Below are 22,413 nucleotides of genomic sequence, written 5' to 3' on the forward strand. Positions count from 1 at the left end.
TTTACGCAGACATAGCCCGGAGTGGACTAAACTTTAAGGTGTTTTGCTGAGAGAGCTCCTTGTTTTTGAGGGAAATGAGGTAGGGGTCTGCTATAGGCCTATCAAAAAGGCGGCTTGGTTAGAGCCGCCTTCCAGTCAATGCGATTCTATTTTGCTCAGGACGCCGCTTTCATCAGCCCCTGCGCGATGATCTCGGCCTGCGCCTCATCCAGCGATTTGTAAATCCGCACGAACATCTCGTCGATATCCGCAGGGGTCAGGACCAGCGGCGGAGAGATGATCATCCGGTCGCCCACATGACGCATGATCAGGTTGTTGGCAAAACAGCGCTCACGGCAGATATAGCCGACCGTGCCGGGCTCGGAGGCGAATTTGGCGCGGCTGGCCTTGTCCGGGGTCAGCGCGATGGATGCCATCATGCCGACGATCTTGGCCTCACCCACCAGCGGGTGATCGGCCAGCGCCTCCCATTTCTGTTTCAGGTAGGGCGCAGCCACGTTGCGGACGTGATCGACGATCTTTTCTTCTTCGAGGATGCGCAGGTTTTCCAGTGCCACGGCGGCGGCGACCGGGTGGCCGGAATAGGTGTAGCCGTGGTTGAACTCGGTGCCGCCGATAACCCCAGCGATCTCGTCATTGACGATGGACCCGCCAATGGGCGCATAGCCCGAGCTGAGGCCCTTGGCGATGGTCATGATATGCGGCTTGATCCCAACGGTTTCTGATCCGAACCAATTGCCGGTACGGCCAAAGCCGCAGATCACCTCATCCGCGATCAGCAGGATATCGTACTTGTCGCAGATGCGCTGAACTTCGGGCCAGTAGCTGTCGGGGGCCACGATCACGCCGCCTGCGCCCTGCACGGGTTCGGCGATGAAGGCCGCGACGCGGTCTTCGCCCAGCTCCAGAATGGCCTCTTCCAGCTCGCGCGCGCGGGCCAGGCCGAAGTCCTCGGGTGTCATGTCGCCGCCTTCGGCCCACCAGTTCGGCTGGTTGATGTGGTGGACATTCGGGATCGGAATGCCGCCCTGCGCGTGCATTCCGGCCATCCCCCCCAGCGAGGCCGACCCCACGGATGAGCCGTGATAGGCATTGTGGCGGCTAATGATGATGTTCTTGTCGGGTTGGCCTTTTTCAGCCCAATAGGTGCGCACCAGGCGGATATTGGTGTCGTTCGCCTCGGACCCGCTGCCGGCGAAGAACACGTGATTCAGATCGCCCGGCGCCAATTCGGCCAGCTTTTGGGCCAGCGCGATGGCGGGTACATGCGTGGTTTTGAAAAAGGTGTTGTAGTAGGGCAGTTCCCGCATCTGGCGGGCGGCGGCCTCGGCCAGTTCGTCGCGGCCGTAGCCGATATTGACGCACCACAAGCCGGCCATGGCGTCCAGAATCTCTTCGCCCTCGCTGTCGGTCAGGTAGACGCCTTTGGCACGAGTGATGACCCGCACGCCATCTTGCTCAAGCTCGGCATTGGTGGAAAACGGGTGCATGTGGTGGGCGGCATCCAGTGCCTGCAATTCGGCGGTGGGCATGTGATTGGTGATGGTGGACATCCGGAAACCTCCTGAAAGAGCGGTCGGCACTCACAATATGATCAAATTTTTTTCTGTCAATCGAATCGCATGAATCTAGCCCTGGCTCAGGGCGTCGACCATCAGTTCCATACCCTGTTCGATGTCCTTCGCGGTGGCTTTTGCCACCCCTTCGGCATCCTGGGCGCGCAAAGCGGCAAGGATATCCTTGTGCCAATCCGGCAGGCTCTGCGTGCCAAACCGGCCACAAACCACCCGCAGAGACGGCCCGAATCTGAGCCAGAGACGCTCGGTCAGATCACTGAGGATCGGGGCATTCGCATGGGAATAGAGCGTCTCGTGAAAGCTGTGGTTCAGACGCAGATAGCCGCTGACGTCACCATCGGCGATGGTGCGGTCCAGCTGCTGGTCGAGGCGTTCAAGACGGTCGATATCCGCAGTGCTCATATTCGTTACTGCGCGTCTGGAAAGTTCTGATTCCATTGACAATCTGGCAAAAATCATCTGCTCGACATCGCCCGCTGAGAGCAATGGAACGCTGACCCTGCGATTGCCCTGGAACACCAGCGCGCCATCCGAGATCAAGCGTCGAATCGCCTCGCGCACCGGGGTCATTCCGACCCCCAGAGATTCGGTCAGACCCTGTATGGTGACCGGCTGCCCCGGCACCAATTCGCCGAACATGATCTGTGCTTTCAGGGTTTGGTACACCTGCTCATGCGCGGGTCGTTTTTCACCCTCTGCCTTCGTTCCTGATGCCTTATTTTTGATCAAATCCAATTGGTTTGCCCTGTTTCCGATGATGTTAACTTGCCAGGTGCCTGACCTTTTGAAACCATACGCTGGATCGGGGGAAAACGCAAAACTTGATCAAATCCAAAAAAACGGGAAAATACCCGTACACTTGCAGGGAGAAAAAAATGTCAATCAAAACGCTGACGATGACCGCGGTCATCGCATTGGGGACTTCGGCGGCCTTCGCCGAAGAGGTGCGTGTCTACAACTGGTCCGACTATATCGACGAGGACCTTCTGAAGAAATTCGAGGAAGAGACCGGCCTGACGCTGATCTACGACGTGTTCGACAGCAACGAGGTTCTGGAAACCAAGATGCTGGCCGGGGGGTCGGGTTATGACGTCGTGGTTCCGACCGGCAGCTTCATGAGCCGCCAGATCCAGGCAGGTGCGTTCCAGGAACTGGACGCGGCCAAGCTGTCAAATATCGGTAATGCGTGGGATGTCATTGCCGAACGCGTCGCGCAATTCGATCCCGGCAATAAGCATTCGGTCAACTACATGTGGGGCACCACCGGGCTGGGCGTGAATGTCGGCAAGGTCAAGGAAGTTCTGGGCGAAGACGCGCCGCTGGACTCGATGGAGTTGATCTTCAACCCCGAGAACATGGAGAAACTGGCCGCGTGCGGCGTCTATTTCCTGGACGCCCCGGATGAGATGGTACCGGCGGCGCTGGTCTATGCGGGCCTCGACCCGAATTCGCATGAAAAAGACGATATCGCCAAGGCCGAAGAGGTTTTTGCCGCCGTCCGGCCTTACGTGAACAAATTCCACAGCTCGGAATATATCAACGCGCTGGCCAATGGGGATATCTGCGTGGCCGTCGGGTTCTCGGGCGACGTGCTGCAGGCGCGGGACCGTGCGGCCGAGGCCGATAACGGGGTCGAGATCGCCTACAACGCGTTCAAGGAAGGATCGCAGATGTGGTTCGACCAGTTGGCGGTGCCGGTTGATGCGCCGAACCCGGACGGGGCGCATAAGTTCATCAACTTCATGCTGGACGCTCAGAACATGGCCGCCGCATCGAACTATGTTTACTACGCCAACGGCAACAAGGCGTCGCAAGAGTTTCTTGCGGAGGATGTGATCGGTGACCCCGCCGTCTACCCGTCGGCAGAGGCTATGGCGAACACCTATATCAAGGGGCCGTACCCGCAGAAAACGCAGCGCGTCGTGACGCGCATGTGGACCAAGATCAAATCGGGCACCTGATCCGATTTCGCGCAGGGCGGTCGAGACCGCCTTGCGCCTTTTTCCAGCTTTTCGAAACGGGGGCCGCTTTGAACTCTGACGTCTTTGCGCCGTGGGAAGACCCACAGGCGAAACCTTTGATCCAGTTCCAAAATGTCACCAAGCGGTTTGGCGACTTCACGGCCATCGACAACCTGTCTCTGGGTATTTTCGAGCGCGAATTCTTTGCCCTGCTGGGGCCGTCGGGCTGCGGCAAGACCACCATGATGCGGATGCTGGCCGGGTTCGAAAAGCCGACCGAAGGGCATATCATACTGGGTGGTCAGGACATCGACCCGATCCCGCCGAACAAACGGGCGGTGAACATGATGTTCCAGTCCTATGCGCTGTTTCCGCATCTCAGCATCTGGGACAACATCGCCTTTGGCTTGCGCAGGGACAACATGCCCAAACATGACCTTGAGGACCGTGTCGAGGAAATGCTGCGCCTGACCCGGCTGGAGCAATTCGCCCGCCGCAAACCGCACCAGATTTCCGGCGGGCAACGTCAGCGGGTGGCGCTGGCGCGGTCTCTGGCCAAGGCGCCGAAGCTGCTGCTGCTGGACGAACCGCTGGGTGCGCTGGACAAGAAATTGCGGCAGGACACGCAATTTGAACTGATGGATATTCAGGAAAAGACCGGCACAACTTTCGTCATTGTCACCCACGACCAGGAAGAGGCGATGACCGTTGCCAGCCGCGTGGCGGTGATGGATCAGGGCAGGCTGATGCAGGTGGCAACGCCGGATCGTATCTATGAGAACCCGAATTCGGTCTATGTCGCGGATTTCATCGGTGACGTGAACATCATCGAGGGCCGTGCCTCGTCCGGTGGTGAGGATACCTATCAGATCGAATGGGCCGAAGGGCAGTCGCCCTTGACCGCGACCTCGGCCAACGATTTTTCCAACGGACAAGCCTGCCATATTGCGATCCGGCCCGAGAAGGTGACGATCTCGGCAGATCGTCCGGCAGACGCGATCAACGCGGTGCAGGGCAAGGTGCATGACATCGCCTATCTGGGCAATCTCTCCACCTATCACGTCGAATTACCGAACGGCACGATCATCAAGGCGCAGACGGCCAACACCCGCCGCATTTCGCGCCGATCGTTCACATGGGAAGACCCGGTCTGGCTGTCCTGGACAGCAACGGCTGCGGTTCTGCTGGCCAACTGATGCGCCGCGCGTTTCTGATTGCCGTTCCCTATGTCTGGCTGTTGGCGCTGTTTCTGGTGCCGTTTTTCATTGTCTTGAAAATCTCTTTGTCGGACAGTGAACTGGCGATCCCGCCTTACACCCCGACACTGGACCTGTCGCAGGGCTGGGCCGGGATCAAGGATTTCTTCAGCCAGCTGGATTTCGAGAACTTCGTCTGGCTGACCGAGGATGATCTGTACTGGAAAGCCTACCTTTCCAGCGTCAAGATCGCGGTGATTTCGACCTTTTTGACGTTGCTGGTGGGGTATCCCATCGCTTATGGCATGGCCCGCGCGCCTGCGGAATGGCGGCCGACGCTGATGATGCTGGTAATCCTGCCGTTCTGGACCTCGTTCCTGATCCGGGTTTATGCGTGGATGGGCATCCTGTCGAACGAAGGCTACCTGAACCAGTTTTTGCTGTGGACGGGCATCATCTCGACCCCGTTGACCATCCTGAACACGCAATGGGCGGTCTATATCGGCATCGTTTACACCTATCTGCCCTTCATGATCCTGCCGATCTATTCATCGCTGGAGCGGATGGACGGATCGCTGATCGAGGCGGCAGAGGATCTTGGCTGCTCGCGCCTTGAAGCCTTCTGGCTGGTGACCATCCCGCTGTCGCGCCCCGGCATCATCGCGGGTTGCTTCCTTGTGATGATCCCAGTGATCGGTGAGTTCGTGATCCCCTCGTTGCTGGGTGGTTCGGGCACATTGATGATCGGCAAGGTTCTGTGGGAGGAGTTCTTCTCGAACCGCGACTGGCCGGTGGCCAGCGCCGTAGCCGTGGTGCTGTTGCTGATCCTCGTGATCCCGATCGTGCTGTTCCAGCGCAACCAACAGAAACAGGCGGAGGCAGAGCAATGAACAGGATGAGCTGGTTCAACGCCGTGTCCCTGACGCTGGGGTTCGCTTTCCTCTATATCCCGATGATCATCCTGATCATCTTCAGCTTTAACGAAGGCAAGCTGGTCACCGTCTGGGCCGGGTTTTCGACCAAGTGGTATGGCGAAGTTGTCCAGAATCAGGCGTTTCTGGACGCGGCATGGGTAACAGTGCGCGTTGCAGTGTTCTCATCAACGCTGGCGACCATTCTGGGTACCGCTGCGGCTTATGTGCTGGTGCGCGGCGGGCGGTTCTTTGGCCGCACGCTGTTTTCCGGCATGATCTATGCGCCGCTGGTGATGCCCGAGGTGATCACCGGCCTGTCCTTGTTGCTGCTGTTCATCGGCATCGGGTTGGACCGGGGCATCCTGACCATTGTTCTGGCCCATACGACCTTTTCGATGTGTTTCGTTTCCGTGGTCGTCTCCTCGCGCCTCGTGACCTTCGATCAGTCGCTGGAAGAGGCCGCGCTGGACCTGGGCTGTTCTCCGGCGCAGGCGTTCCGGCTGGTGACCTTGCCGATCATCGCGCCCGCGGTGATTTCGGGCTGGCTGCTGGCCTTTACCCTGTCGCTGGATGATCTGGTGATCGCGTCCTTTACCTCGGGGCCGTCGGCTACGACCCTGCCGATCAAGATATTCTCGGCCGTGCGTCTTGGGGTCAGCCCCGAGATCAACGCGCTGTCCACGATCATGATCGGGATTGTGACGGTGGGGGTCATCACCGCCTCGCTGATCACGAAACGCGCGATGATGCGGCAAAAGCAGGATGAAATGGCCGCCGCACGCGCCGAATGAAACGGCTGTTTTCCGACTATGCCTATGGATCCGGTCCCCGGGCCAATTGTTGGTGGGATGAAACGATTGCCAGCCCGGATTGGCCGGTGTTGCACGGCGGTCTGAGCACCGACGTCGCCATCATCGGCGGCGGTTTCACAGGCCTCTCGGCGGCGCTGCATCTGGCTGCGGCCGGCGTGTCGGTCGCTGCGCTCGAAGCCGAGACACCGGGTTGGGGCGCGTCCGGGCGCAATGGAGGGTTTTGTTGTCTGGGCGGGTCAAAGCTGAGCCATGACGCGATGACCCGCCAGTTCGGAGAAGCTGCTGCAAAGAGCTATGCCCAGGCCGAAGAAGACGCCGTTCACCTTGTCGCCGATCTGCTCAAGACCCATCGTATTGATGCCGACGTTCATTCGCAGGGTGAGACCCAGTTGGCCCACACTGCGCGCGCGATGGAGAAATTGCGGCGGCAGGCCGAGGCATCGGGCACGCTTCATGAACCGGGTGATCTGCCGGGGCTTGGCTTTGGTGAGGGGTTCCACGGCGGCTATACCAACCCGGTCGGATTTGCCCTGAATCCCAGAAAATACCTGTTCGAACTGGCGCAGGCGGCCCGGTCCCGCGGCGCGAATCTGTTCCAGCAAAGCGCCGCGCAATCTATCCTTAAAACGCAATCCGGTTTCGAAGTTCAGACCGACTCGGGTCGGATCAGGGCGCAAAACGTGCTGGTCTGCACCAACGGCTATTCCAGCGAGGACATCCCGCCCTGGATGGCGGGCCGCTACATGCCTGCGCAGTCCACGGTACTGGTGACCCGCCCCCTGTCCGAGGCTGAGGTGCAGGCGCAGGGCTGGACCACCGATCAGATGTCTTATGATTCCCGCCATCTGCTGCACTATTTTCGTTTGATGCCCGACCGACGGTTTCTGTTTGGAATGCGCGGAGGGCTGCTGTCCTCTCCAGGGGCCGAGGCTGCCATTCGGCGCAAGGTCATAAGGGATTTCAGGCGGATGTTTCCGGAATGGTCGGGCGTTGAAGTGACCCATATGTGGTCGGGCATGGTCTGCCTGTCGTGGGGTCTTACGCCATATGCCGGTCCTGTGGCGGACCAGCCGGGGATGTTCGCCGGGTTTGCCTATCACGGAAACGGGGTGGCAATGGGCACCTATTGCGGGCGCGCGCTGGCCCGGATGGTTCTGGGGCGGGATGCTGGGTTGCCGGTCCCCGTTGGACATGAGCCGCGGCGGTTTCCGCTTGGACGCTGGCGTCGTGCTTTGATGCCACCCGCTTATGCTGTGATGGCGCTTGCGGATCGGTGACGGTCAGAGCGTTGCCAGCTCCAACTCCAACCCTTCGGCATAGTCGGCCGCGCCATTTTCGATACGCCACAGGCAATAGGCCGCCATTCGCCATGCGTACCATCGGCGCAGTGTCTGATACCGTTCCAGCGTATCCGTGTGGCCATAGGCGGACAAGAACTCACGCTCTTCTTCCCGCGTCAGAGCCGCGCCCCGGTAAAGGTGTTGCATCGCCGGGGACAGGAACAAAGCCAGGTCCTCACAGGGATCACCCTGCGCCGGGCATTGCCAGTCGATAAGGGTCAGGCCGGACGGTGATGTCAGAATGTTCCCGGCAACCGGGTCGCCGTGGATCAGGCAGGTGTTGGTGGTCGGTGGCACTTGCCCGTCGGGCTGTAATTGGTCCAGCCGAAGCCGTGTTGGCGAAAGGCATCCATCAAGAATGTACTGCCCATGCCGCGCCAGGTCCGCGCTGCCATTGCATCCTTTGGGCGCCTGTACAGGCGGGTTGAGCATATGCAGCTTGCGCAGCAGCCTGCCCACCTCAGCCGACCCCTTGCGCCAGGGTGAGCCCGGCGCATGATCATAAAACACCCATCGGCCATACTCATGCTGACCGGCTGCGCGCAGGCGCGGGGCAAATCCGGTGGGTTCCAGGGCGGTCAGGCACTGCGCCTCCAACTCGGCATCGTTGCGAAACAGCGGATTGCGCAGCCCGTCACGATATAGTTTCAGCACCTTGCCGCCGCTTTCCTCCAACACCTTCCAGACCTGATTGGTGCGCCCGCCATACAGGGTCTGAAACCGCGCGCCCCCTGCAATCAGACCCTGATCGCGCAGGTCATCGACAAGATCCAACGGAGGGGTAATCGGGTCAGACAGAGGGGCCACCGGTAAAATGCGAGTCGCAGGTTGCACAGGTTTGGCCCGTCGCGCCCGGCAGATCAAGCTCCGGCGCGAACCGCTGTGACCATTCCTACCGGTACAACCTGACCGCTTTCCAGCGTCAGCAAGACCGAGTCTTCCCCGACCTGTGCTTCAACCACCTGATTGTAGGCTGCGACGGGCTGGGTCGACAGCAGGTCATCCCCGTCATAGCTTTCCAGCGTTGCCGTATAGCTGCCGGCCGGTAACGGGCTGCCGTCACTTGCTGTTCCGGCCCAGACAAAGTCGGTTTGTGCCACAGGGACGGAAATCCTCTCAATCTCGGTGCCGCTGCTGTCACGGATGACCATCACCGCACCGTCGGCCGCCGTCGCAGCCTGCGCAGACAGGGTCACAGGCTCACCGTCAAAGTGAAACGCTGCGGTGGTGCGGACATCCATGCCGATCCAATTGGCCAGCTCTTCCAGTTTGACGCCACCCAGGGACAGCACCAGTTCGGACAGCGCCTCGTTGGTTTGCACCTGCTGTTCGACCATCGAAAACTGCGCCAGTTGTGAGGCGTATTCACTGGAATCCATCGGCTCCAGCGGGTCCTGGTTCTGTGCCTGGGTGGTCATCAGCAACAGGAACGTGTCGAAATCGGATGCCACGGATGCGGCCTGTGAACCGGAGGCCGCCTGCGCCGGCGTGTTGGCCTGAGTCGTCGATTGCGTTGGGGTGATCATGGTCAAAGCCTCATGTCGATTCGCCCATCAGGGGCAATGTTTGGACGTGCCGGGCCAACCTCGGCGACGTGCTCGAGTTGAGGAGAGGAGAACTCGGTACCCTCACCCCCATCAGAGTCCTCATGTTGCGCATCGGCAGATGTGCCCAGATCAAAAGACAGGTCGCCAAGGCCGAAGTTCTGGAACTCAGCCTCAAGAACCGAGAGGTGTCGCCGCATCATGTCCAGCGTCTCGGGGCGTTCTGCGCTGATTGTCAGATGCAGGCCATCGTCCCGACCATTCAGAACGATCGAAACGCGCCCCAGTTCTTCGGGATTCAGCGCAACCTCGATGGCACCGGAATGCGGCCGCACATTGATGGCGGTCGCCATCTGCGATGCGATGGCGCGCGCCGTTTCTGCGCGGGCGGTGGCTGTCATGGCCTGAGCCGCAGGTCCCGATTCGCGCGTGGCTGACGGCGTCGGAGCTTCTCTGGCGGCCTGCATGTCCTCGACTTCGGGAATTGGCTGTGTTTCGGCCTGAACTTGCGCTTTATCGGATGCCAGAAACTGCGCCTGCACAAGTGTCGGTGCGCGATCAGCTATTCCGGGATGGTTCGGCTTCGGTTCAGCCGCGGACGCGGCATGCGTCGCGCCCCGATCCGGGTCGGTAAAGGCCGACAAAACCGGCATCTCTTTCGGGCGCGGGTCCGCTATGATTGACCCCATCGGCAGGCTCTTTGGCTTAAGGGCGTTTTCAGATGGTCGCCTCGGCTGGTCACCCCCTGAAATCAACGCTTGAAAGACCGGCGGAACCAACCGTTGCGCGGAGCTTTCAGCAGTTTGCGGCAGTTCAGCCTGTGGAAGGCCCGGTTGCTTGTGCCCGATCGTTTCGGCGTCAGCCTGATCGATCGAAGCTGTCACGGACGGCTCCTTGGGCGTCGTTTTCAATGCAGGGTCTGGAATCGCCTCGGCAGCAACAGGGCGGATTTCGGCAGGCGGCTGGTCATCCGGTGCAACAACGATGCCTGTCGGCTCGACCTCTTCCGTGATGGCCTCCAGCTCTGACGCCGCATCCGGGTCCTGAATCATAAGGTCAGTCGTTTCAGCATCATCGGATTGCGGCCCGGTGTCCCGGTCCATGACCGTTTGAAAGGACATGCCGCTCTTGGATTCGCGTGCCTCTCGCGCGGTCGCATCGGGTTTCGCGGTGGCGGCGGTTGGTGAGGATATCACCGCTGAAAGAGGGTTGGGCATTTTGCTCCGGCTCCTTTTGTGTACCCGGAAATCTGCCCGCAGGAAGTTACGTTTATTTTAACCGCTTTCGCCTTTGATCGAGAAAGTTCGATGCAAATTTCGGAGAAAGCAATGAAGGTTTCTGCGACCCCTCTCGTGCCCCAACCACTGGCGGTCCCTCAGAAAGTACAGGCCGCCGCTGTCGAGTTGGAGGCGGCGTTTCTGGCTGAAATGCTCAAGGCCTCTGGGTTGGGCAAGGCGCGCCAATCCTTTGGCGGAGGCACGGGGGAGGACCAGTTTTCCTCATTCCTTGTGCAGCATCAGGCGCGCGCCCTGGCCGAATCCGGTGGCGTCGGTCTGTCCGAAATTCTGTTCCAGTCCATGATGGAGAAAACCAATGCCGACCAAAGCTGACACCGACCTGATCAAGTCCTTAGAAGAAGTGCTGGACCTCGAGCGTACCGCGCTTGTCGATGGTGATCTGGACCGGCTCAATCACATGGCGCCGGAAAAGGAAAAGCTGATCGGGGCGATCAATGACCTTCAGGTCTTTGACAGCGCCGAATTGATTCGCCTGCAGGAGAAGGTCGAACGCAATCAGGTATTGCTGAACAGCGCGGCCGAGGGAATTCGCGCCGTGGCCAGCCGCATGGCCGAACTGCGCCGCGTGCGGCAGGAATTCAGCACCTATGGCGCCGACGGTCAGCGCAACGGATACACCGTGCGCCACCATGCAAAGCTTGAAAAACGGGCATAGCGGCGGGTTTGATTCAAATCCGAATTTTCTGGCTTGGACGCTTTAGCACTCCGTTAGGGGATCAGGGGCAAAGGTGGTCGGGCACCTGGAAACAGCAGGTGGCGCGAACAGCCCGACGGCGGATCGCACTGATCAGAAAGACGTCAAAGCCCGCATGTGATGCGGGGTAAGCATGGGCGCAAAGGGCCCGAACGGAAAAGGAAGAAAGCTATGTCCAGCATTCTGACCAACAATGGCGCAATGGTTGCGCTGCAAACTCTGAAATCGGTCAACAAGAACCTGGCACAGACCCAGAACGCGATCTCGACCGGTAAGGACGTTGCAACTGCCAAAGACAACTCGGCCGTCTGGGCGATATCCAAAGTCATGGAATCCGACGTAAAGGGCTTCAACGCGATCAAGGACAGCCTGGCGCTGGGCGAATCGACCGTCGCAGTGGCCCGGAACGCCTCGGAAACCGTGACCGATCTGCTGACCCAGATGAAGGGCAAGATCGTCGCCGCGCAGGAAGACAACGTGGATCGTGGCAAGATCAACGACGATGTGACCGCTCTGCGGGATCAGATCGCTGCGGTGGTGGGTGCAGCTCAGTTCAACGGCCTCAACCTGGTCAATGGCTCGACCGGGTCCGCCTCGATCCTGTCCTCGCTCGACCGGGACAACACGGGCAATGTAACGGCATCGTCCATCTCTGTCGCCGGTCAGGATCTGTCGGTTGGTGGCTATACCGCCAATGACATTTTCTCGGGCAGCTCGGCAGGTGCGTCGGCGAACGGTGATACCGTTGCAATCGCGCTGGATAACGGTGGCGGCAACGAACAGATCGAGATCGCGGAGAACGGCACTGCGTTTGCTGCCGGTGACAGCGTCAGCCTGACTGTTGGTGACGAAACCGTCTCTTATACGGTGACGGCAGACGATGCAGCGGCAACAACCACGGCTGATATCGTCGCGGTTGCGCTCAAGGCCAAGGTTGACGAGCTGGGTGTCGCAGGTCTGACCGTCGACTATGACAGCGGTACGCCCGGTACGCTGAACTTCACCAACGCCGGCGGCAATGACCTGACCGTCAGCGGTCAGTTCGCCAATGCCGGCTCGGGTGGTCTGGGTGCATTGTCTTCGATTGACGTCTCCACCGGCGCCGGTGCAAACGCGGCGTTGGCAACCGTTGAAACGCTGATCGATACCGCAATCGACGCCTCGGCTGCATTCGGTTCGGCACAAGGCCGGATCGAGACCCAGCAAGAGTTCATCTCGAACCTGGCCGACTCGTTCAAATCCGGTATCGGGTCGCTGGTTGATGCCGACATGGAAGAGACCTCGGCCCGTCTGCAGGCCCTGCAGGTGCAGCAGCAGCTGGCCACCCAGTCGCTGTCGATCGCCAACCAGGCGCCGCAGTCGATCCTGTCTCTGTTCCGTTAATCTCCGGAACCTGGCCGGGGCGTGGAAGCGCGCCCCGGCCCTGACCGCCAAAAGACGGATTATTGGAAGGATTTCAAGTGACACCGCACACTCTTGCACAGCGAGCCTATGCGCAGACCGCCGCCCCTACGCGCACACCGCGCGACACCGAATACGAGGCGATTTCAAAGATCACGCACCGGCTCAAGGCTGCCGCCGCCCGGCAAAAAACAGATTTTGGCGGGTTCGTTCAGGCACTGCACGAAAATCGCCGTCTTTGGACCGTATTGGCCAGCGGTGTCACGGATTCGGACAACGCCTTGCCCAACGAGTTGCGGGCACGGATTTTCTATCTGGCCGAGTTCACCGAACAGCACAGCAGCCAGGTTCTGGGCAACAAGGCGACCGTAGAACCTCTGCTTGAGATCAACATGGCGGTTCTGCGTGGCCTGCGGCAAGTGGGGGCGACCTGATGAGCGGGCTGGTTCTGAAACTGGCACCGAAAGAGAGGGTGCTGATCAACGGGGTGGTTGTCGAAAACGGGGATCGCCGCAGCCGGTTTTCGATCATGACGCCAGATGCCAACGTCCTGCGCTTGCGGGACGCCATCCACCCGGATGAGGTGAACACCCCGGTACGGCGGGTCTGCTATGCTGCCCAGCTTGTGCTGTCCGGCGACATGGAGCCGGAACGGGCTCGTCAGCAACTGTTGCGCCGGGTTGAGGAATTGAGCCAGGTCTTCACCGACGCAGACAGCCGAAGGGTGCTGTCCGAGGCCACCGAGGCCTTGCTGGCCGAGCAGTATTACAAGTGTTTGAAGGCCCTGCGCGCGTTGTTGCCGCGTGAAGAACGGTTGATGGCGTATCAGCAATGACGTTCCAGCCTGTCATCCCTACGGGCGGCCTCGTGGGCTGGCGGTTTCTGCAACGCACCTATGACGCGCAGCTCGACAGTTTTTCGTCGTCATCCGTCAACGAGAGGGAGCGGCAGTATTTTCTGGAAAACATCGGCAAGGTGCAAACGGCTGAGGATCTGGTGTCGGATCGCCGCTTGCTGCAGGTCGCGCTGGGCGCTTTCGGTTTGGAAGGTGATATAAACAACCGTTACTTTATCCAGAAAGTGCTGTCTGATGGCACCAGCGCCGATGATGCGCTGTCGAACAGGTTGTCTGACGGCAGGTACCGGGAGTTTTCCGAGGCGTTTGGCCTGGGGCCGGGGGAAATACGCCGGACGGGGCTGGTAACTTTCATGGAAGACATCGCGCGGGACAATGACGTGTCCCGGTTCGAAATCGCGGTGGGCGAGTCCGACGAAACCATGCGTATTGCGCTGTATGCGCAACATGCCCTGATTGATCTGGCCGGGCAAAGCGGCAGTGCGGACACCAAGTGGTTCGATTTGATGAGCCTGCCGCCGCTGCGCAGTATGATGGAAACGGCACTTGGCCTGCCGTCCAGCTTCGCCCAGTTGGACATCGACCGGCAACTTGAGGTGTTCAAAGACAGGCTGTCCGGTGTGACCGGGTCAGATGATCTGTCTCAGTTTACGGATGAGGCGGCGGTGGCGCAGCTAACGGATCGGTATCTTGCCCGCAGCCAGATTGCACAGTTGCAGAGCACGATTTCACCTGCTCAGACCGCGCTGATCCTGCTGGGGGCGTGATGGAAAATACGGGTTGGCGCTCTCCTGATCGCTACACCGGTCGTCAGCCGCTCAAAACCGCATCTGCTGAGGTTCGGAGGGCGAAGGAAGTGACCGGCAGGGACACGTTGTGCAGTTTGACATCCCCCAGCGGCACCGCGTTGGCGCAGGCTGGCTGAATATCGGCCGAGACGACAATACGGTGGCCGACCTTTTTGCCATATTCTCCCAATCGGGCTGCCACGTTTGCGGCTTGTCCGATGACGGTGAAATCCAGCCGTTCGCGTGATCCGACATTGCCATAGGTGACACGCCCATAGGCGACGCCGATCGAACAATCACAATGGATGTCAGACCCGGACTGGCGCAGCTCGCCCAGTTTTTCGACGATCTCGATGGCGGAACGCTGGGCATTCCAGCGCGCTGAATCCGTGTCGTCGCTGGCCGGGAACACCGCCAGTACAGCGTCGCCGATGAACTTTAGAACCTCGCCACCATTGTCATGCACGATGCCGGACACGGTCTCAAAAAACTCGTTCAGCAGGTTGATATAGGCGGCGCGGCCGAGTTGTTCTTCCAAACTGGTGGAATTGCGCAGGTCGCAGAACATGATCGCGGCGTCGATCTCATCGCCGTCCCCGCGCCGGATTTCGCCGCCCAGAACGCGCGCACCGGAGCGTTTGCCCACATAGGTTTCCAACAACACCTGCGCGTTTTCACGCTGCATGAAGACCTCGTAAAACCGGGCAATGACCGAGGAGCATTCGAACACCAGCCCCAGATTTTCGGTGGTGAACCCGTCCGGGTGGTCGCAGGTCAGGGTCAGAACGTTGGTCCGCCCATCCGAGAACGGCAGCGGCATGGCGACGTAATCGGTTGCCCCCTTGGCGCGCAAATCCTCCATAATCGGAAAGCTGTTTTGCGGGTTTTCGTCGTTCAGCCGCTGACGCACCCCGCCCAGCCCGTTCGACACGTGGCGCAGGGGGCTGTTGATATAGGCCGGGTGGTCGTGGATCTCATAGGTGGGCACATTGGTCGAAATCTCGGCCTCGCCCTTTTCCCAGATATAGTGTTTGCCCGCGATCAGCGGATGCAGCGACCAGGCCAGAATGCTGAGCCGCTGGATGGCGATGCCGTGTTCCAGCATCTTTTCAGCCAGGGCTTTGGTAAAGGCTTCGGGGGTCTGGTTCTCGGACGCGCCGCGCATCAGCCAGTCGATCAGAGGGCCGCTGATATTGCCATCCTCGGGGTCGCGCAGGCTGTTCTTGCCCAGATCGATCCGCGTATAGGCGTCGGGCATAAAGCCAATGTGGCCCTGAATGGCAGTGCTTTCGGGCAAGGCGTCTTCATACGCCCAGACGGAATTGGCCAGCCGCTGACCATCCAGAATGACATCGTGATAGGTCGCGGTGCCTTTGAAGGGGCAGAAGGTCTGCAATTCGGTTTCGTCGCCAAGATCGATGCAGACATCATCCCGCGGGATATAGATCGTGGCCGGCAGCCGCGTTTCGTACATGACCTTGGCGTTGGTGCTTGCGGCCAACAGGGTGTCGTCGCGGTAGATCGCAACCCGCCCGGTCAGCTCTTCGACCGAGATGCCGTAACCTTTGGTCTTTGGGGTGGTGTGCACATTCATCATCAGACTCCCTGACGCGAGTCTTTATAGGATGGGGCTTTGACCGTCGCATTCCAAGGGGTGTCACCGGCATTTTACCGCACGTGTCCTGTGCGGCGCGATCGGATCAGACCATCTGAATCACATCCTTTTCGATCGACAGCATATAGCCCTTTTTGGCGATGTTCTTGACCAGCAGTTCGCTGACCATCTGGTTGCCAAGGGCATCGCGCAGCCGTTTGATCCGGGTGGCGCCTGCGGCCTCGTCACAATCGGCGGCGTCCTTGCCGGAAATCATCGCCTCGATCTGCACGCCCGAGAGGACCTCGTCATCCAGACGGGATTCGGCCAGCACCGACAGGGTTTCCATCGCCGCCGGGGTCAGTTTGAAATCCATGTTGTTCAGGTAGACGGTGTTTTCCTCGCGGCTGATCAGCAGAGAGGTCACCTGAATCCCGGTGCGTTCGATCTGGGCCATCCGCCGGTTCAGCATCACTAGCATCACCAGAAAGACCAGCGCGGTCACCAGCATGGCGCTGGCAAAGACCAGCAGCACGAAAATCACCATGCGATAGCTGGACAGCGTGTCGGCAAAGGCCGTGCCGGATTGCGCCAGAATCTCGAGCAGGCGGATTTCCGTCTGCGAGGTCAGGTCGCTTTCAATGAACAGCCGCTCGACCCGCGCGTTGAAGGCATTGGCGTCGGGCAGGGTCCAGAACAGAAAGATCGCCGCCGTAATCAGAATCAACACGATCGCCGCGATGCCCGCGCCGACCAGTCTGACACCGGACCGGCGGGCCTCAGTAACGGAGATAGAATTGTCCGGCATTGGCCTTCCTTTTATCCAACCCTTCCGGTCCGAACACGGACATGACGTTCAGCAGGGTCCAGCCCGCGCCCTTGAGGCGCTGGGCGACTTCACGTTTTGCCTGCCCCTTGTCGCAGGCCGATACCTGCATCACGCCATAGTGCAGGCGCAGCGGATTGTCCTGTTTGGCCTTGTAATCCGCATAGCAATCGGCCGCCGCAGCGGCAGAGCCAAGCGATATCAGGGCCAGCAGGGCCAGAGAAGAGAGGATCTGTTTCATAGGCCGCATCCTGCGCATGGGTTGCCACGATATTCAATAACCCAAGGGGTTTGGCAGGGCTGATATCGGATAACACGGGGCCGTTATTGCTTGTCTGGACAGCAAGCACCCAGTGTCAGGGCATCGAACACACGGCCCGCCTCCGGGCCCCCTGAGACTTCTGAAGGACAAGCACCATGCATAAGAAATTCATCGCCCTGATCGTGGCCTCTGCGGTTGCCATCACCGGAATTTCGGCGTCGCAGGCGCGGGCGGCCGATGTCGAAGATATCCTTGGTGGCTTGGCAGCCATCGCACTGCTGGGCGTCGCGGTGAAGCATTTGAACGACGAAAACAAGAAGAAGACCGTTACGCAAAACTACAATCACATATATAAGGCGCCCCAGGACCACGTGTACACAAAGCCAAAGCACAGGCCGCATCACGTACGCCCACTGCCGGAACGGGTTGCGCGCTATAGCCTGCCGCAACGATGCTTGCGCACCTTCCGTGGGTTCTCGCCCGATCAGCCGCTGTTGGGCAGGAACTGCCTGAGCAAGCATTACAAATACAGCAATAGCCTGCCGGACCAGTGCAAGGTCAGGTTCTGGAATGGCAAAAAGGTCAAGCGGGCGTACCACCTTGGCTGCCTGAGCCAGAAAGGATACCGCGTAAGTTACAAGTAACGGTTTTCGAGCAGGAGCGGCGCCGCAGAAGTGCCGTGCAGGGAGAGGGTGGCGCAAGCTGCCCTCTCTTTTTTCTTGCGGTGGGCGGTGAAACGCGGTTTTCCGGGGGTATGACGAAACCGGATTATGACATTGAGAAAGCCGCCGCAGCGCAAGGATATCTGCGCATCGCGGGCGTGGATGAGGTGGGCCGCGGGCCGCTGGCCGGGCCGGTGGTTGCGGCGGCGGTGGTTCTGAACCCCAAAGACATTCCCCAAGGGTTGAATGATTCCAAGAAGCTGACCGCCAAACGCCGCGCCGCGCTGGAGGCCGCCCTGCGCGACCGGGCCGAGGTCGCGGTGGCCGAGGCCTCGGTGGCCGAGATCGACGAACACAATATCTTGCGCGCCTCGCATCTGGCGATGGAACGCGCGGTGGCGGCACTCGACCCGCCGCCGGATTACCTGCTGATCGACGGAAACATGATTCCGCGCGGGTTGACGATCCCGGCGCAGGCGGTGGTGAAAGGTGATGCGCATTCGGTGTCGATTGCGGCGGCGTCGATCATCGCCAAAAACTGGCGCGATCAACTGATGGTGGATTTGGCGCAACAGCATCCCGGCTACGGCTGGGAGACAAACGCGGGTTATCCGTCGAAACAACATCGCGAAGCCCTGCAAAATCTTGGGGTGACCCCACACCATAGACGTTCGTTCAAGCCGGTACACAATATCTTGTATCAAGAGTAAATCGTAACCTGCTGATTCAAAAAAGAAATTGACGGCGAATCGTCTTTGACTCATCCTTGTCTCAACCAAATGAGCGCAAAAGCGCCGTGGATACTTGAGGCAGTAAAATGACAACAACCACCAAAAAGGGCGCAAAAGCGCTCCCTTTAAACACGATTCTATCCGGGGACTGCATCGAAGTGATGAACAGTCTGCCCGAGGCGTCGGTGGACCTGATCTTTGCGGATCCGCCCTATAATCTGCAGCTGAAAGGCCAGTTGCATCGCCCAGACAACAGCCAGGTAGACGCGGTCGACGATCACTGGGATCAGTTTTCCAGCTTTGGCGCCTATGACCAGTTCACCCGCGAGTGGCTGAAGGCGGCGCATCGTTTGCTCAAGCCGAATGGCGCGATCTGGGTGATCGGCTCGTACCACAACATCTTCCGCGTGGGTTCGGCCCTGCAGGATGCGGGGTACTGGATTTTGAACGACGTTGTCTGGCGCAAGTCGAACCCGATGCCGAATTTCCGCGGCAAACGCTTCACCAACGCGCATGAGACGATGATCTGGGCGTCGAAACGCGAAGGCGCGAAATACACGTTCAATTACGAGGCTTTGAAAGCGCTGAACGAAGGCGTGCAGATGCGCAGCGACTGGGTGCTGCCGATCTGCACCGGGCATGAGCGTCTCAAGGACGAAAACGGCGACAAGGCGCATCCGACACAGAAACCGGAATCGCTGTTGCACCGTGTCCTGATCGGCTCGACCAATCCGGGCGATGTGATCCTCGATCCGTTCTTTGGCACCGGAACCACAGGCGCTGTCGCCAAGATGCTGGGCCGCGAATTCATCGGCATCGAGCGCGAGGAAAACTATCGCAAGGTGGCCGAAAAGCGCATCGCGAAGGTGCGCAAATTCGACCGCGAGGCGCTGGAGGTCAGCGCCAGCAAACGCGCCGAGCCGCGCGTACCCTTCGGTCAGCTGGTTGAACGCGGGATGCTGCGCCCGGGCGAGGAGCTGTATTCGATGAACCAGCGCCACAAGGCCAAGGTTCGCGCCGACGGCACGCTGGTCGGGCAAAACGTCAAAGGCTCGATCCATCAGGTGGGTGCGCATCTGGAAAACGCGCCGTCCTGCAACGGCTGGACCTACTGGTGTTTCAAACGCGACGGCAAGACGGTGCCGATCGACGTTCTGCGTCAGCAGATCCGGGCCGAGATGAACTGATTTCACAAATACCGCCGGTGCCTGTGGCCTGACACAAGGCACTACGCCTTGCCCCGCCGACCTCGGCGGGGTCTTTTGTTTTCCAGGTGTCTGGTGTCAAAACACGCCTCCTGTATCCTTCGGCGCAGTGAAGGAGCCCCAGCGATGTCGGATACCACAGCCAGCCCATCCCGATTTGACCGGTTCTTTGTGACCCGCCCGGATCACTACGATCTTGACAACAAATACACCGAAGCCGCGCTTGAACGTCACAAACGCGAAGGGTTGGAACTTGCCGTCCGTGCCCGCTGGATCGCGATGGGACTGACTGCGGTTCTGCTGATTTTCCTCAACCCGCAATGGGAGGTGATGTGGTACCATTTCATCCTGTTGCTGATCTGCGCTAATGGCTGGTTGATCCGGCGTGCGGGCCGTGTGGGGCAGTCGCGGGCCGAATTGCTGCTGATTTTCGCGGATCTTCTGATCATGACGTTGGGAATGATTGTTCCCAACCCGTTCAGCGACGATGTGCGGCCGCTGGCGATGCAATACCGGTTCGATAATTTTCAGTATTTCTTCATCATTCTTGCGGCCGGAACGCTTGCCTATTCCTGGCGCACCGTGATTGCGATGGGATCATGGACGGCGGCGATGTGGACCGTAGGTTGGATCATCGCCTGGTGGATTGCGACGCCGATGCCCGGTCTCAGCGAGCGTGTGGCTGAGGCGTTGGCAGGCTATCCGGATGTGGCCGAGCTGTTGGACCCCAACAGCTTTCGGCCTCAGTTGCGGGTTCAGCAGATTGTCGTGTTCATGATGGTGGCGGTCACGTTGGGTGTGTCGATGCGGCGGCTCAACCGGTTGCTGATGACGAATGCCGGTCTGGAACGCGAGAGGGCAAACCTGTCGCGGTATTTTTCGCCGAACGTGGTGGACGAGCTGAGCCAGAATGACGAGCCGCTCAAGCAGGTGCGCAAAGAGAACATTGCGGTTCTGTTCATCGATATCGTCGGGTTCACCAAATATGCCGCCGGGCGCGATCCTTACGAGGTGATTGAGGTTCTGCGCGGCTTCCATGCCCGGATGGAGGCAGAGGTGTTTCGGCATCATGGGACGCTGGACAAATATCTGGGTGACGGGCTGATGGCGACCTTTGGAACGCCGGTGCCGACGCCCTTGGATGCCAGCAATGCGGTGGCCTGTGCCCGGGCAATGGTTGCGGTGATCGACCGGTGGAACATCGAGCGCCGCCGGGCTGGAGAGCCCGAAATCCGTGTCGGGATCGGTGTGCACTACGGCGCTGTTGTCTTGGGTGATATCGGGGCCAACCGGCTGGAATTTGCGGTGATCGGGGATGCGGTGAACGTGGCCGCCAAGCTGGAGGCGCTGACCCGGGAGTTTCAGGCGAGGGTCGTCATCAGCGATGCGGTGCGGGGGCAATTGCTGGAGGAAGGCACAAACGCGCCGGAGTCGATGACGGGATTCGAGAAACACGAACACCACACGGTCCGGGGGGTAGAGGCCCCGATGGACGTGTGGGTGATGAAAGGGTAGGTGCTCCCGCCGATCTGCCCTGCATCAAAGATGCAAGGCGGATCGTTGGGCCGGGCAGCGCGCTGGCGCGCGCTGCGGTCACGGCTGAGGTGAGGGGTTCTCTGCGCGGTTGTAGGGCGCCCAGTCGGTGACTTCGGGGTAGTATTGGCGGCGCCAGGCGCGGACGCGGGGGTTCATGACCCGGCGCCAGAGCGGCGGGATCATCGCGGCAACCGTCATCACCGGATACCCATAGGGCAGTTGCGGTGCGGCGTCCTCGGAATGGTGCTGCAGCAGCGGAAATCGCCGGTTGGGTTTGTAATGGTGGTCCGAGTGGCGCTGCAGGTTGATCAGCAGCCAGTTCGAGGCCTTTTGCGAGGCGTTCCACGAGTGGCGCGGCAGGACGTGTTCATATTTCCCCTCGCCCAGATGTTTGCGGGTCAGGCCATAATGTTCGACGTAGTTGACCAGTTCCAGCTGCCAGATGGCCGTGCCCGCCTGGATCAGGAACAGGGCGAGGCCGGCCAGGCCTCCGATTGCAAAGGCAAGGGCAAGCATCGCCGTTTGCAGGGCCCAATAGCGCCAGAAGGGGTTGGAGCGGTCGGTCCAGGGGCGGTCCTTGCGGGCCAGTTTTTCGCGCTCGGCCCGGAAGGCGGAAACAAGGCATTGTTTCAGGACGCGCGGGTAGAAGCGATGGAAGCCTTCGTTATAGCGCGCGGTGACCGGATCGCGCGGGGTGCCGACATAGCGGTGATGAACCAGCAGGTGTTCCGAGCGGAAATGCGAATACAGCACCATCGCCAGAAGGATATCGCCGAGCCAACGCTCGAACCGGCCTCTTTGGTGCATCAGTTCGTGGCTGTAGTTGATCCCGATGGTGCCGGAAATGGTGCCCATGCCGAAGAACAATCCGATCGTGGCTGGTGTCGACAGATGGTCGGTATGGGTGGCGTACCAGATCAGCCCGTAGAGGGTCAGGAATTGCACCGGAACCCAGGCCTTGGTCAGCAGGATATACCAGCGCAGCACGGTGTCTGGCGTGTCAGGGTCGGCGTTGCTCAGCTCCAGCCCGGTCAGACGGTCCAGAATGGCAAAGGCCCACCATGTCGACATCGGGACAAGCAGCACCCACCAGCTGCCAACTGTCGCCGTGGTCCAGATCACCGGGATCAGCAGGAACGAGATCCAGAAGGGCAGTGCCGATTGCCAGCGGGACAAGGACTGGGATGCGGTCATGGGAGGGCTCCGAACGATTGCG

The 22,413-nt window shown here is 59.9% G+C and carries 24 protein-coding genes; 15 read left to right on the forward strand and 9 right to left on the reverse strand.

Annotated features, from left to right (window positions below; all coding sequences use genetic code 11):
• Positions 1-155: 155 nt before the first annotated feature.
• Together ACR0NT_RS14240 and ACR0NT_RS14245 are read right to left on the reverse strand one after the other, a co-directional pair.
• Positions 156-1,553, reverse strand: coding sequence for an aspartate aminotransferase family protein (locus ACR0NT_RS14240; RefSeq protein WP_170673055.1), 1,398 nt, complete (start codon positions 1,551-1,553; stop codon positions 156-158).
• A 75-nt stretch (positions 1,554-1,628) separates the two neighbouring features.
• Positions 1,629-2,312 (reverse strand): GntR family transcriptional regulator, encoded by a 684-nt coding sequence (locus ACR0NT_RS14245; protein ID WP_170673057.1) that lies wholly within the window; start codon positions 2,310-2,312, stop codon positions 1,629-1,631.
• Between the two features lie 140 nt (positions 2,313-2,452).
• Here ACR0NT_RS14245 and ACR0NT_RS14250 point away from each other — a divergent pair, with 140 nt between their 5' ends.
• The 5 genes from ACR0NT_RS14250 (at position 2,453) to ACR0NT_RS14270 (ending at position 7,737) form a co-directional block, all read left to right on the forward strand.
• Entirely contained in the window at positions 2,453-3,538 is a 1,086-nt protein-coding gene (locus ACR0NT_RS14250; RefSeq protein WP_170673060.1) for a polyamine ABC transporter substrate-binding protein, read from the forward strand.
• Positions 3,539-3,606: 68 nt separating this feature from the next.
• Positions 3,607-4,734 (forward strand): ABC transporter ATP-binding protein, encoded by a 1,128-nt coding sequence (locus tag ACR0NT_RS14255; RefSeq protein ID WP_170673063.1) that lies wholly within the window; start codon positions 3,607-3,609, stop codon positions 4,732-4,734.
• Entirely contained in the window at positions 4,734-5,624 is an 891-nt protein-coding gene (locus ACR0NT_RS14260) for an ABC transporter permease subunit (RefSeq protein WP_170447223.1), read from the forward strand. Before ACR0NT_RS14255 ends, ACR0NT_RS14260 begins: the two co-directional genes overlap by 1 nt.
• Positions 5,621-6,439 (forward strand): ABC transporter permease, encoded by an 819-nt coding sequence (locus tag ACR0NT_RS14265; protein WP_170673066.1) that lies wholly within the window; start codon positions 5,621-5,623, stop codon positions 6,437-6,439. Before ACR0NT_RS14260 ends, ACR0NT_RS14265 begins: the two co-directional genes overlap by 4 nt.
• Positions 6,436-7,737, forward strand: a complete 1,302-nt coding sequence (locus ACR0NT_RS14270) for an NAD(P)/FAD-dependent oxidoreductase (protein WP_170673068.1) — start codon at positions 6,436-6,438, stop codon at positions 7,735-7,737. The genes ACR0NT_RS14265 and ACR0NT_RS14270 overlap by 4 nt, the downstream gene beginning before the upstream one ends.
• A 3-nt stretch (positions 7,738-7,740) precedes the next feature.
• On the opposite strand, the gene ACR0NT_RS14275 is transcribed toward ACR0NT_RS14270, so the two are convergent.
• Genes ACR0NT_RS14275 through ACR0NT_RS14285 form a run of 3 tightly spaced genes read right to left on the reverse strand, consistent with a single transcriptional unit; the run spans position 7,741 to position 10,561 of the window.
• Complete coding sequence (locus ACR0NT_RS14275; RefSeq protein ID WP_480443271.1) at positions 7,741-8,607, reverse strand: phosphotransferase family protein; 867 nt, start codon at positions 8,605-8,607, stop codon at positions 7,741-7,743.
• A 53-nt stretch (positions 8,608-8,660) separates the two neighbouring features.
• Positions 8,661-9,326 carry a flagellar hook capping FlgD N-terminal domain-containing protein gene (locus tag ACR0NT_RS14280; protein ID WP_170673071.1) on the reverse strand — a complete coding sequence of 222 codons (666 nt, stop codon included), beginning with the start codon at positions 9,324-9,326 and terminating at the stop codon, positions 8,661-8,663.
• 2 nt (positions 9,327-9,328) lie between these two features.
• Positions 9,329-10,561, reverse strand: a complete 1,233-nt coding sequence (locus ACR0NT_RS14285; protein WP_170673073.1) for a flagellar hook-length control protein FliK — start codon at positions 10,559-10,561, stop codon at positions 9,329-9,331.
• Positions 10,562-10,672: 111 nt separating this feature from the next.
• Between ACR0NT_RS14285 and ACR0NT_RS14290 the strand changes: the two genes are divergently transcribed.
• The 6 genes from ACR0NT_RS14290 (at position 10,673) to ACR0NT_RS14315 (ending at position 14,360) form a co-directional block, all read left to right on the forward strand.
• Positions 10,673-10,954 carry a rod-binding protein gene (locus ACR0NT_RS14290; RefSeq protein WP_170673076.1) on the forward strand — a complete coding sequence of 94 codons (282 nt, stop codon included), beginning with the start codon at positions 10,673-10,675 and terminating at the stop codon, positions 10,952-10,954.
• Entirely contained in the window at positions 10,938-11,297 is a 360-nt protein-coding gene (locus ACR0NT_RS14295) for a flagellar export chaperone FlgN (protein WP_170673078.1), read from the forward strand. The genes ACR0NT_RS14290 and ACR0NT_RS14295 overlap by 17 nt, the downstream gene beginning before the upstream one ends.
• A 210-nt stretch (positions 11,298-11,507) precedes the next feature.
• Positions 11,508-12,719, forward strand: a complete 1,212-nt coding sequence (locus tag ACR0NT_RS14300) for a flagellin N-terminal helical domain-containing protein (RefSeq protein WP_170447107.1) — start codon at positions 11,508-11,510, stop codon at positions 12,717-12,719.
• Positions 12,720-12,796: 77 nt separating this feature from the next.
• Positions 12,797-13,171 (forward strand): flagellar biosynthesis regulator FlaF, encoded by a 375-nt coding sequence (gene flaF, locus ACR0NT_RS14305; RefSeq protein ID WP_170447105.1) that lies wholly within the window; start codon positions 12,797-12,799, stop codon positions 13,169-13,171.
• A complete protein-coding gene (gene flbT, locus ACR0NT_RS14310; protein ID WP_170447103.1) occupies positions 13,171-13,572 on the forward strand; it encodes a flagellar biosynthesis repressor FlbT in 402 nt (133 codons plus the stop codon). Before flaF ends, flbT begins: the two co-directional genes overlap by 1 nt.
• On the forward strand, positions 13,569-14,360 hold the full coding sequence (locus ACR0NT_RS14315) for a DUF1217 domain-containing protein (protein WP_170447101.1): 792 nt from the start codon (positions 13,569-13,571) through the stop codon (positions 14,358-14,360). The genes flbT and ACR0NT_RS14315 overlap by 4 nt, the downstream gene beginning before the upstream one ends.
• 43 nt (positions 14,361-14,403) lie before the next feature.
• On the opposite strand, the gene ACR0NT_RS14320 is transcribed toward ACR0NT_RS14315, so the two are convergent.
• From ACR0NT_RS14320 to ACR0NT_RS14330, 3 genes are all read right to left on the reverse strand, one after another.
• Positions 14,404-15,975 carry a DUF427 domain-containing protein gene (locus ACR0NT_RS14320; RefSeq protein ID WP_170447100.1) on the reverse strand — a complete coding sequence of 524 codons (1,572 nt, stop codon included), beginning with the start codon at positions 15,973-15,975 and terminating at the stop codon, positions 14,404-14,406.
• Between the two features lie 106 nt (positions 15,976-16,081).
• Positions 16,082-16,783 carry a helix-turn-helix domain-containing protein gene (locus ACR0NT_RS14325; protein WP_170447098.1) on the reverse strand — a complete coding sequence of 234 codons (702 nt, stop codon included), beginning with the start codon at positions 16,781-16,783 and terminating at the stop codon, positions 16,082-16,084.
• A complete protein-coding gene (locus tag ACR0NT_RS14330; RefSeq protein ID WP_170673081.1) occupies positions 16,755-17,042 on the reverse strand; it encodes a hypothetical protein in 288 nt (95 codons plus the stop codon). The genes ACR0NT_RS14325 and ACR0NT_RS14330 overlap by 29 nt, the downstream gene beginning before the upstream one ends.
• Before the next feature lie 176 nt (positions 17,043-17,218).
• Between ACR0NT_RS14330 and ACR0NT_RS14335 the strand changes: the two genes are divergently transcribed.
• The 4 genes from ACR0NT_RS14335 (at position 17,219) to ACR0NT_RS14350 (ending at position 21,176) form a co-directional block, all read left to right on the forward strand.
• Complete coding sequence (locus ACR0NT_RS14335) at positions 17,219-17,707, forward strand: hypothetical protein (RefSeq protein ID WP_170673084.1); 489 nt, start codon at positions 17,219-17,221, stop codon at positions 17,705-17,707.
• Between the two features lie 110 nt (positions 17,708-17,817).
• Positions 17,818-18,435 (forward strand): ribonuclease HII, encoded by a 618-nt coding sequence (locus ACR0NT_RS14340; protein WP_170673087.1) that lies wholly within the window; start codon positions 17,818-17,820, stop codon positions 18,433-18,435.
• 107 nt (positions 18,436-18,542) lie between these two features.
• Positions 18,543-19,643 (forward strand): site-specific DNA-methyltransferase, encoded by a 1,101-nt coding sequence (locus ACR0NT_RS14345; protein WP_170447090.1) that lies wholly within the window; start codon positions 18,543-18,545, stop codon positions 19,641-19,643.
• Between the two features lie 144 nt (positions 19,644-19,787).
• Positions 19,788-21,176 carry an adenylate/guanylate cyclase domain-containing protein gene (locus tag ACR0NT_RS14350; protein ID WP_170673090.1) on the forward strand — a complete coding sequence of 463 codons (1,389 nt, stop codon included), beginning with the start codon at positions 19,788-19,790 and terminating at the stop codon, positions 21,174-21,176.
• A 78-nt stretch (positions 21,177-21,254) separates the two neighbouring features.
• Here ACR0NT_RS14350 and ACR0NT_RS14355 read toward each other — a convergent pair whose 3' ends face one another.
• On the reverse strand, positions 21,255-22,391 hold the full coding sequence (locus ACR0NT_RS14355) for an alkane 1-monooxygenase (protein WP_170673093.1): 1,137 nt from the start codon (positions 22,389-22,391) through the stop codon (positions 21,255-21,257).
• Positions 22,392-22,413: the final 22 nt, after the last annotated feature.

The sequence above is a fragment of the Ruegeria sp. AB10 genome (assembly GCF_056542745.1).

Coding starts and splice junctions, on each gene's coding strand:
- ACR0NT_RS14285 (WP_170673073.1), bottom strand. CDS start 10,561: ATGCCCAACCCTCTTTCAGCGGTGATATCCTCACCAACCGCCGCCACC.
- ACR0NT_RS14270 (WP_170673068.1), top strand. CDS start 6,436: ATGAAACGGCTGTTTTCCGACTATGCCTATGGATCCGGTCCCCGGGCC.
- ACR0NT_RS14260 (WP_170447223.1), top strand. CDS start 4,734: ATGCGCCGCGCGTTTCTGATTGCCGTTCCCTATGTCTGGCTGTTGGCG.
- ACR0NT_RS14330 (WP_170673081.1), bottom strand. CDS start 17,042: ATGAAACAGATCCTCTCTTCTCTGGCCCTGCTGGCCCTGATATCGCTT.
- ACR0NT_RS14320 (WP_170447100.1), bottom strand. CDS start 15,975: ATGAATGTGCACACCACCCCAAAGACCAAAGGTTACGGCATCTCGGTC.
- ACR0NT_RS14340 (WP_170673087.1), top strand. CDS start 17,818: ATGACGAAACCGGATTATGACATTGAGAAAGCCGCCGCAGCGCAAGGA.
- ACR0NT_RS14350 (WP_170673090.1), top strand. CDS start 19,788: ATGTCGGATACCACAGCCAGCCCATCCCGATTTGACCGGTTCTTTGTG.
- ACR0NT_RS14240 (WP_170673055.1), bottom strand. CDS start 1,553: ATGTCCACCATCACCAATCACATGCCCACCGCCGAATTGCAGGCACTG.
- ACR0NT_RS14295 (WP_170673078.1), top strand. CDS start 10,938: ATGCCGACCAAAGCTGACACCGACCTGATCAAGTCCTTAGAAGAAGTG.
- flbT (WP_170447103.1), top strand. CDS start 13,171: ATGAGCGGGCTGGTTCTGAAACTGGCACCGAAAGAGAGGGTGCTGATC.
- ACR0NT_RS14315 (WP_170447101.1), top strand. CDS start 13,569: ATGACGTTCCAGCCTGTCATCCCTACGGGCGGCCTCGTGGGCTGGCGG.
- ACR0NT_RS14280 (WP_170673071.1), bottom strand. CDS start 9,326: ATGATCACCCCAACGCAATCGACGACTCAGGCCAACACGCCGGCGCAG.
- ACR0NT_RS14300 (WP_170447107.1), top strand. CDS start 11,508: ATGTCCAGCATTCTGACCAACAATGGCGCAATGGTTGCGCTGCAAACT.
- ACR0NT_RS14355 (WP_170673093.1), bottom strand. CDS start 22,391: ATGACCGCATCCCAGTCCTTGTCCCGCTGGCAATCGGCACTGCCCTTC.
- ACR0NT_RS14335 (WP_170673084.1), top strand. CDS start 17,219: ATGCATAAGAAATTCATCGCCCTGATCGTGGCCTCTGCGGTTGCCATC.
- ACR0NT_RS14265 (WP_170673066.1), top strand. CDS start 5,621: ATGAACAGGATGAGCTGGTTCAACGCCGTGTCCCTGACGCTGGGGTTC.
- ACR0NT_RS14345 (WP_170447090.1), top strand. CDS start 18,543: ATGACAACAACCACCAAAAAGGGCGCAAAAGCGCTCCCTTTAAACACG.
- ACR0NT_RS14250 (WP_170673060.1), top strand. CDS start 2,453: ATGTCAATCAAAACGCTGACGATGACCGCGGTCATCGCATTGGGGACT.
- ACR0NT_RS14325 (WP_170447098.1), bottom strand. CDS start 16,783: ATGCCGGACAATTCTATCTCCGTTACTGAGGCCCGCCGGTCCGGTGTC.
- ACR0NT_RS14290 (WP_170673076.1), top strand. CDS start 10,673: ATGAAGGTTTCTGCGACCCCTCTCGTGCCCCAACCACTGGCGGTCCCT.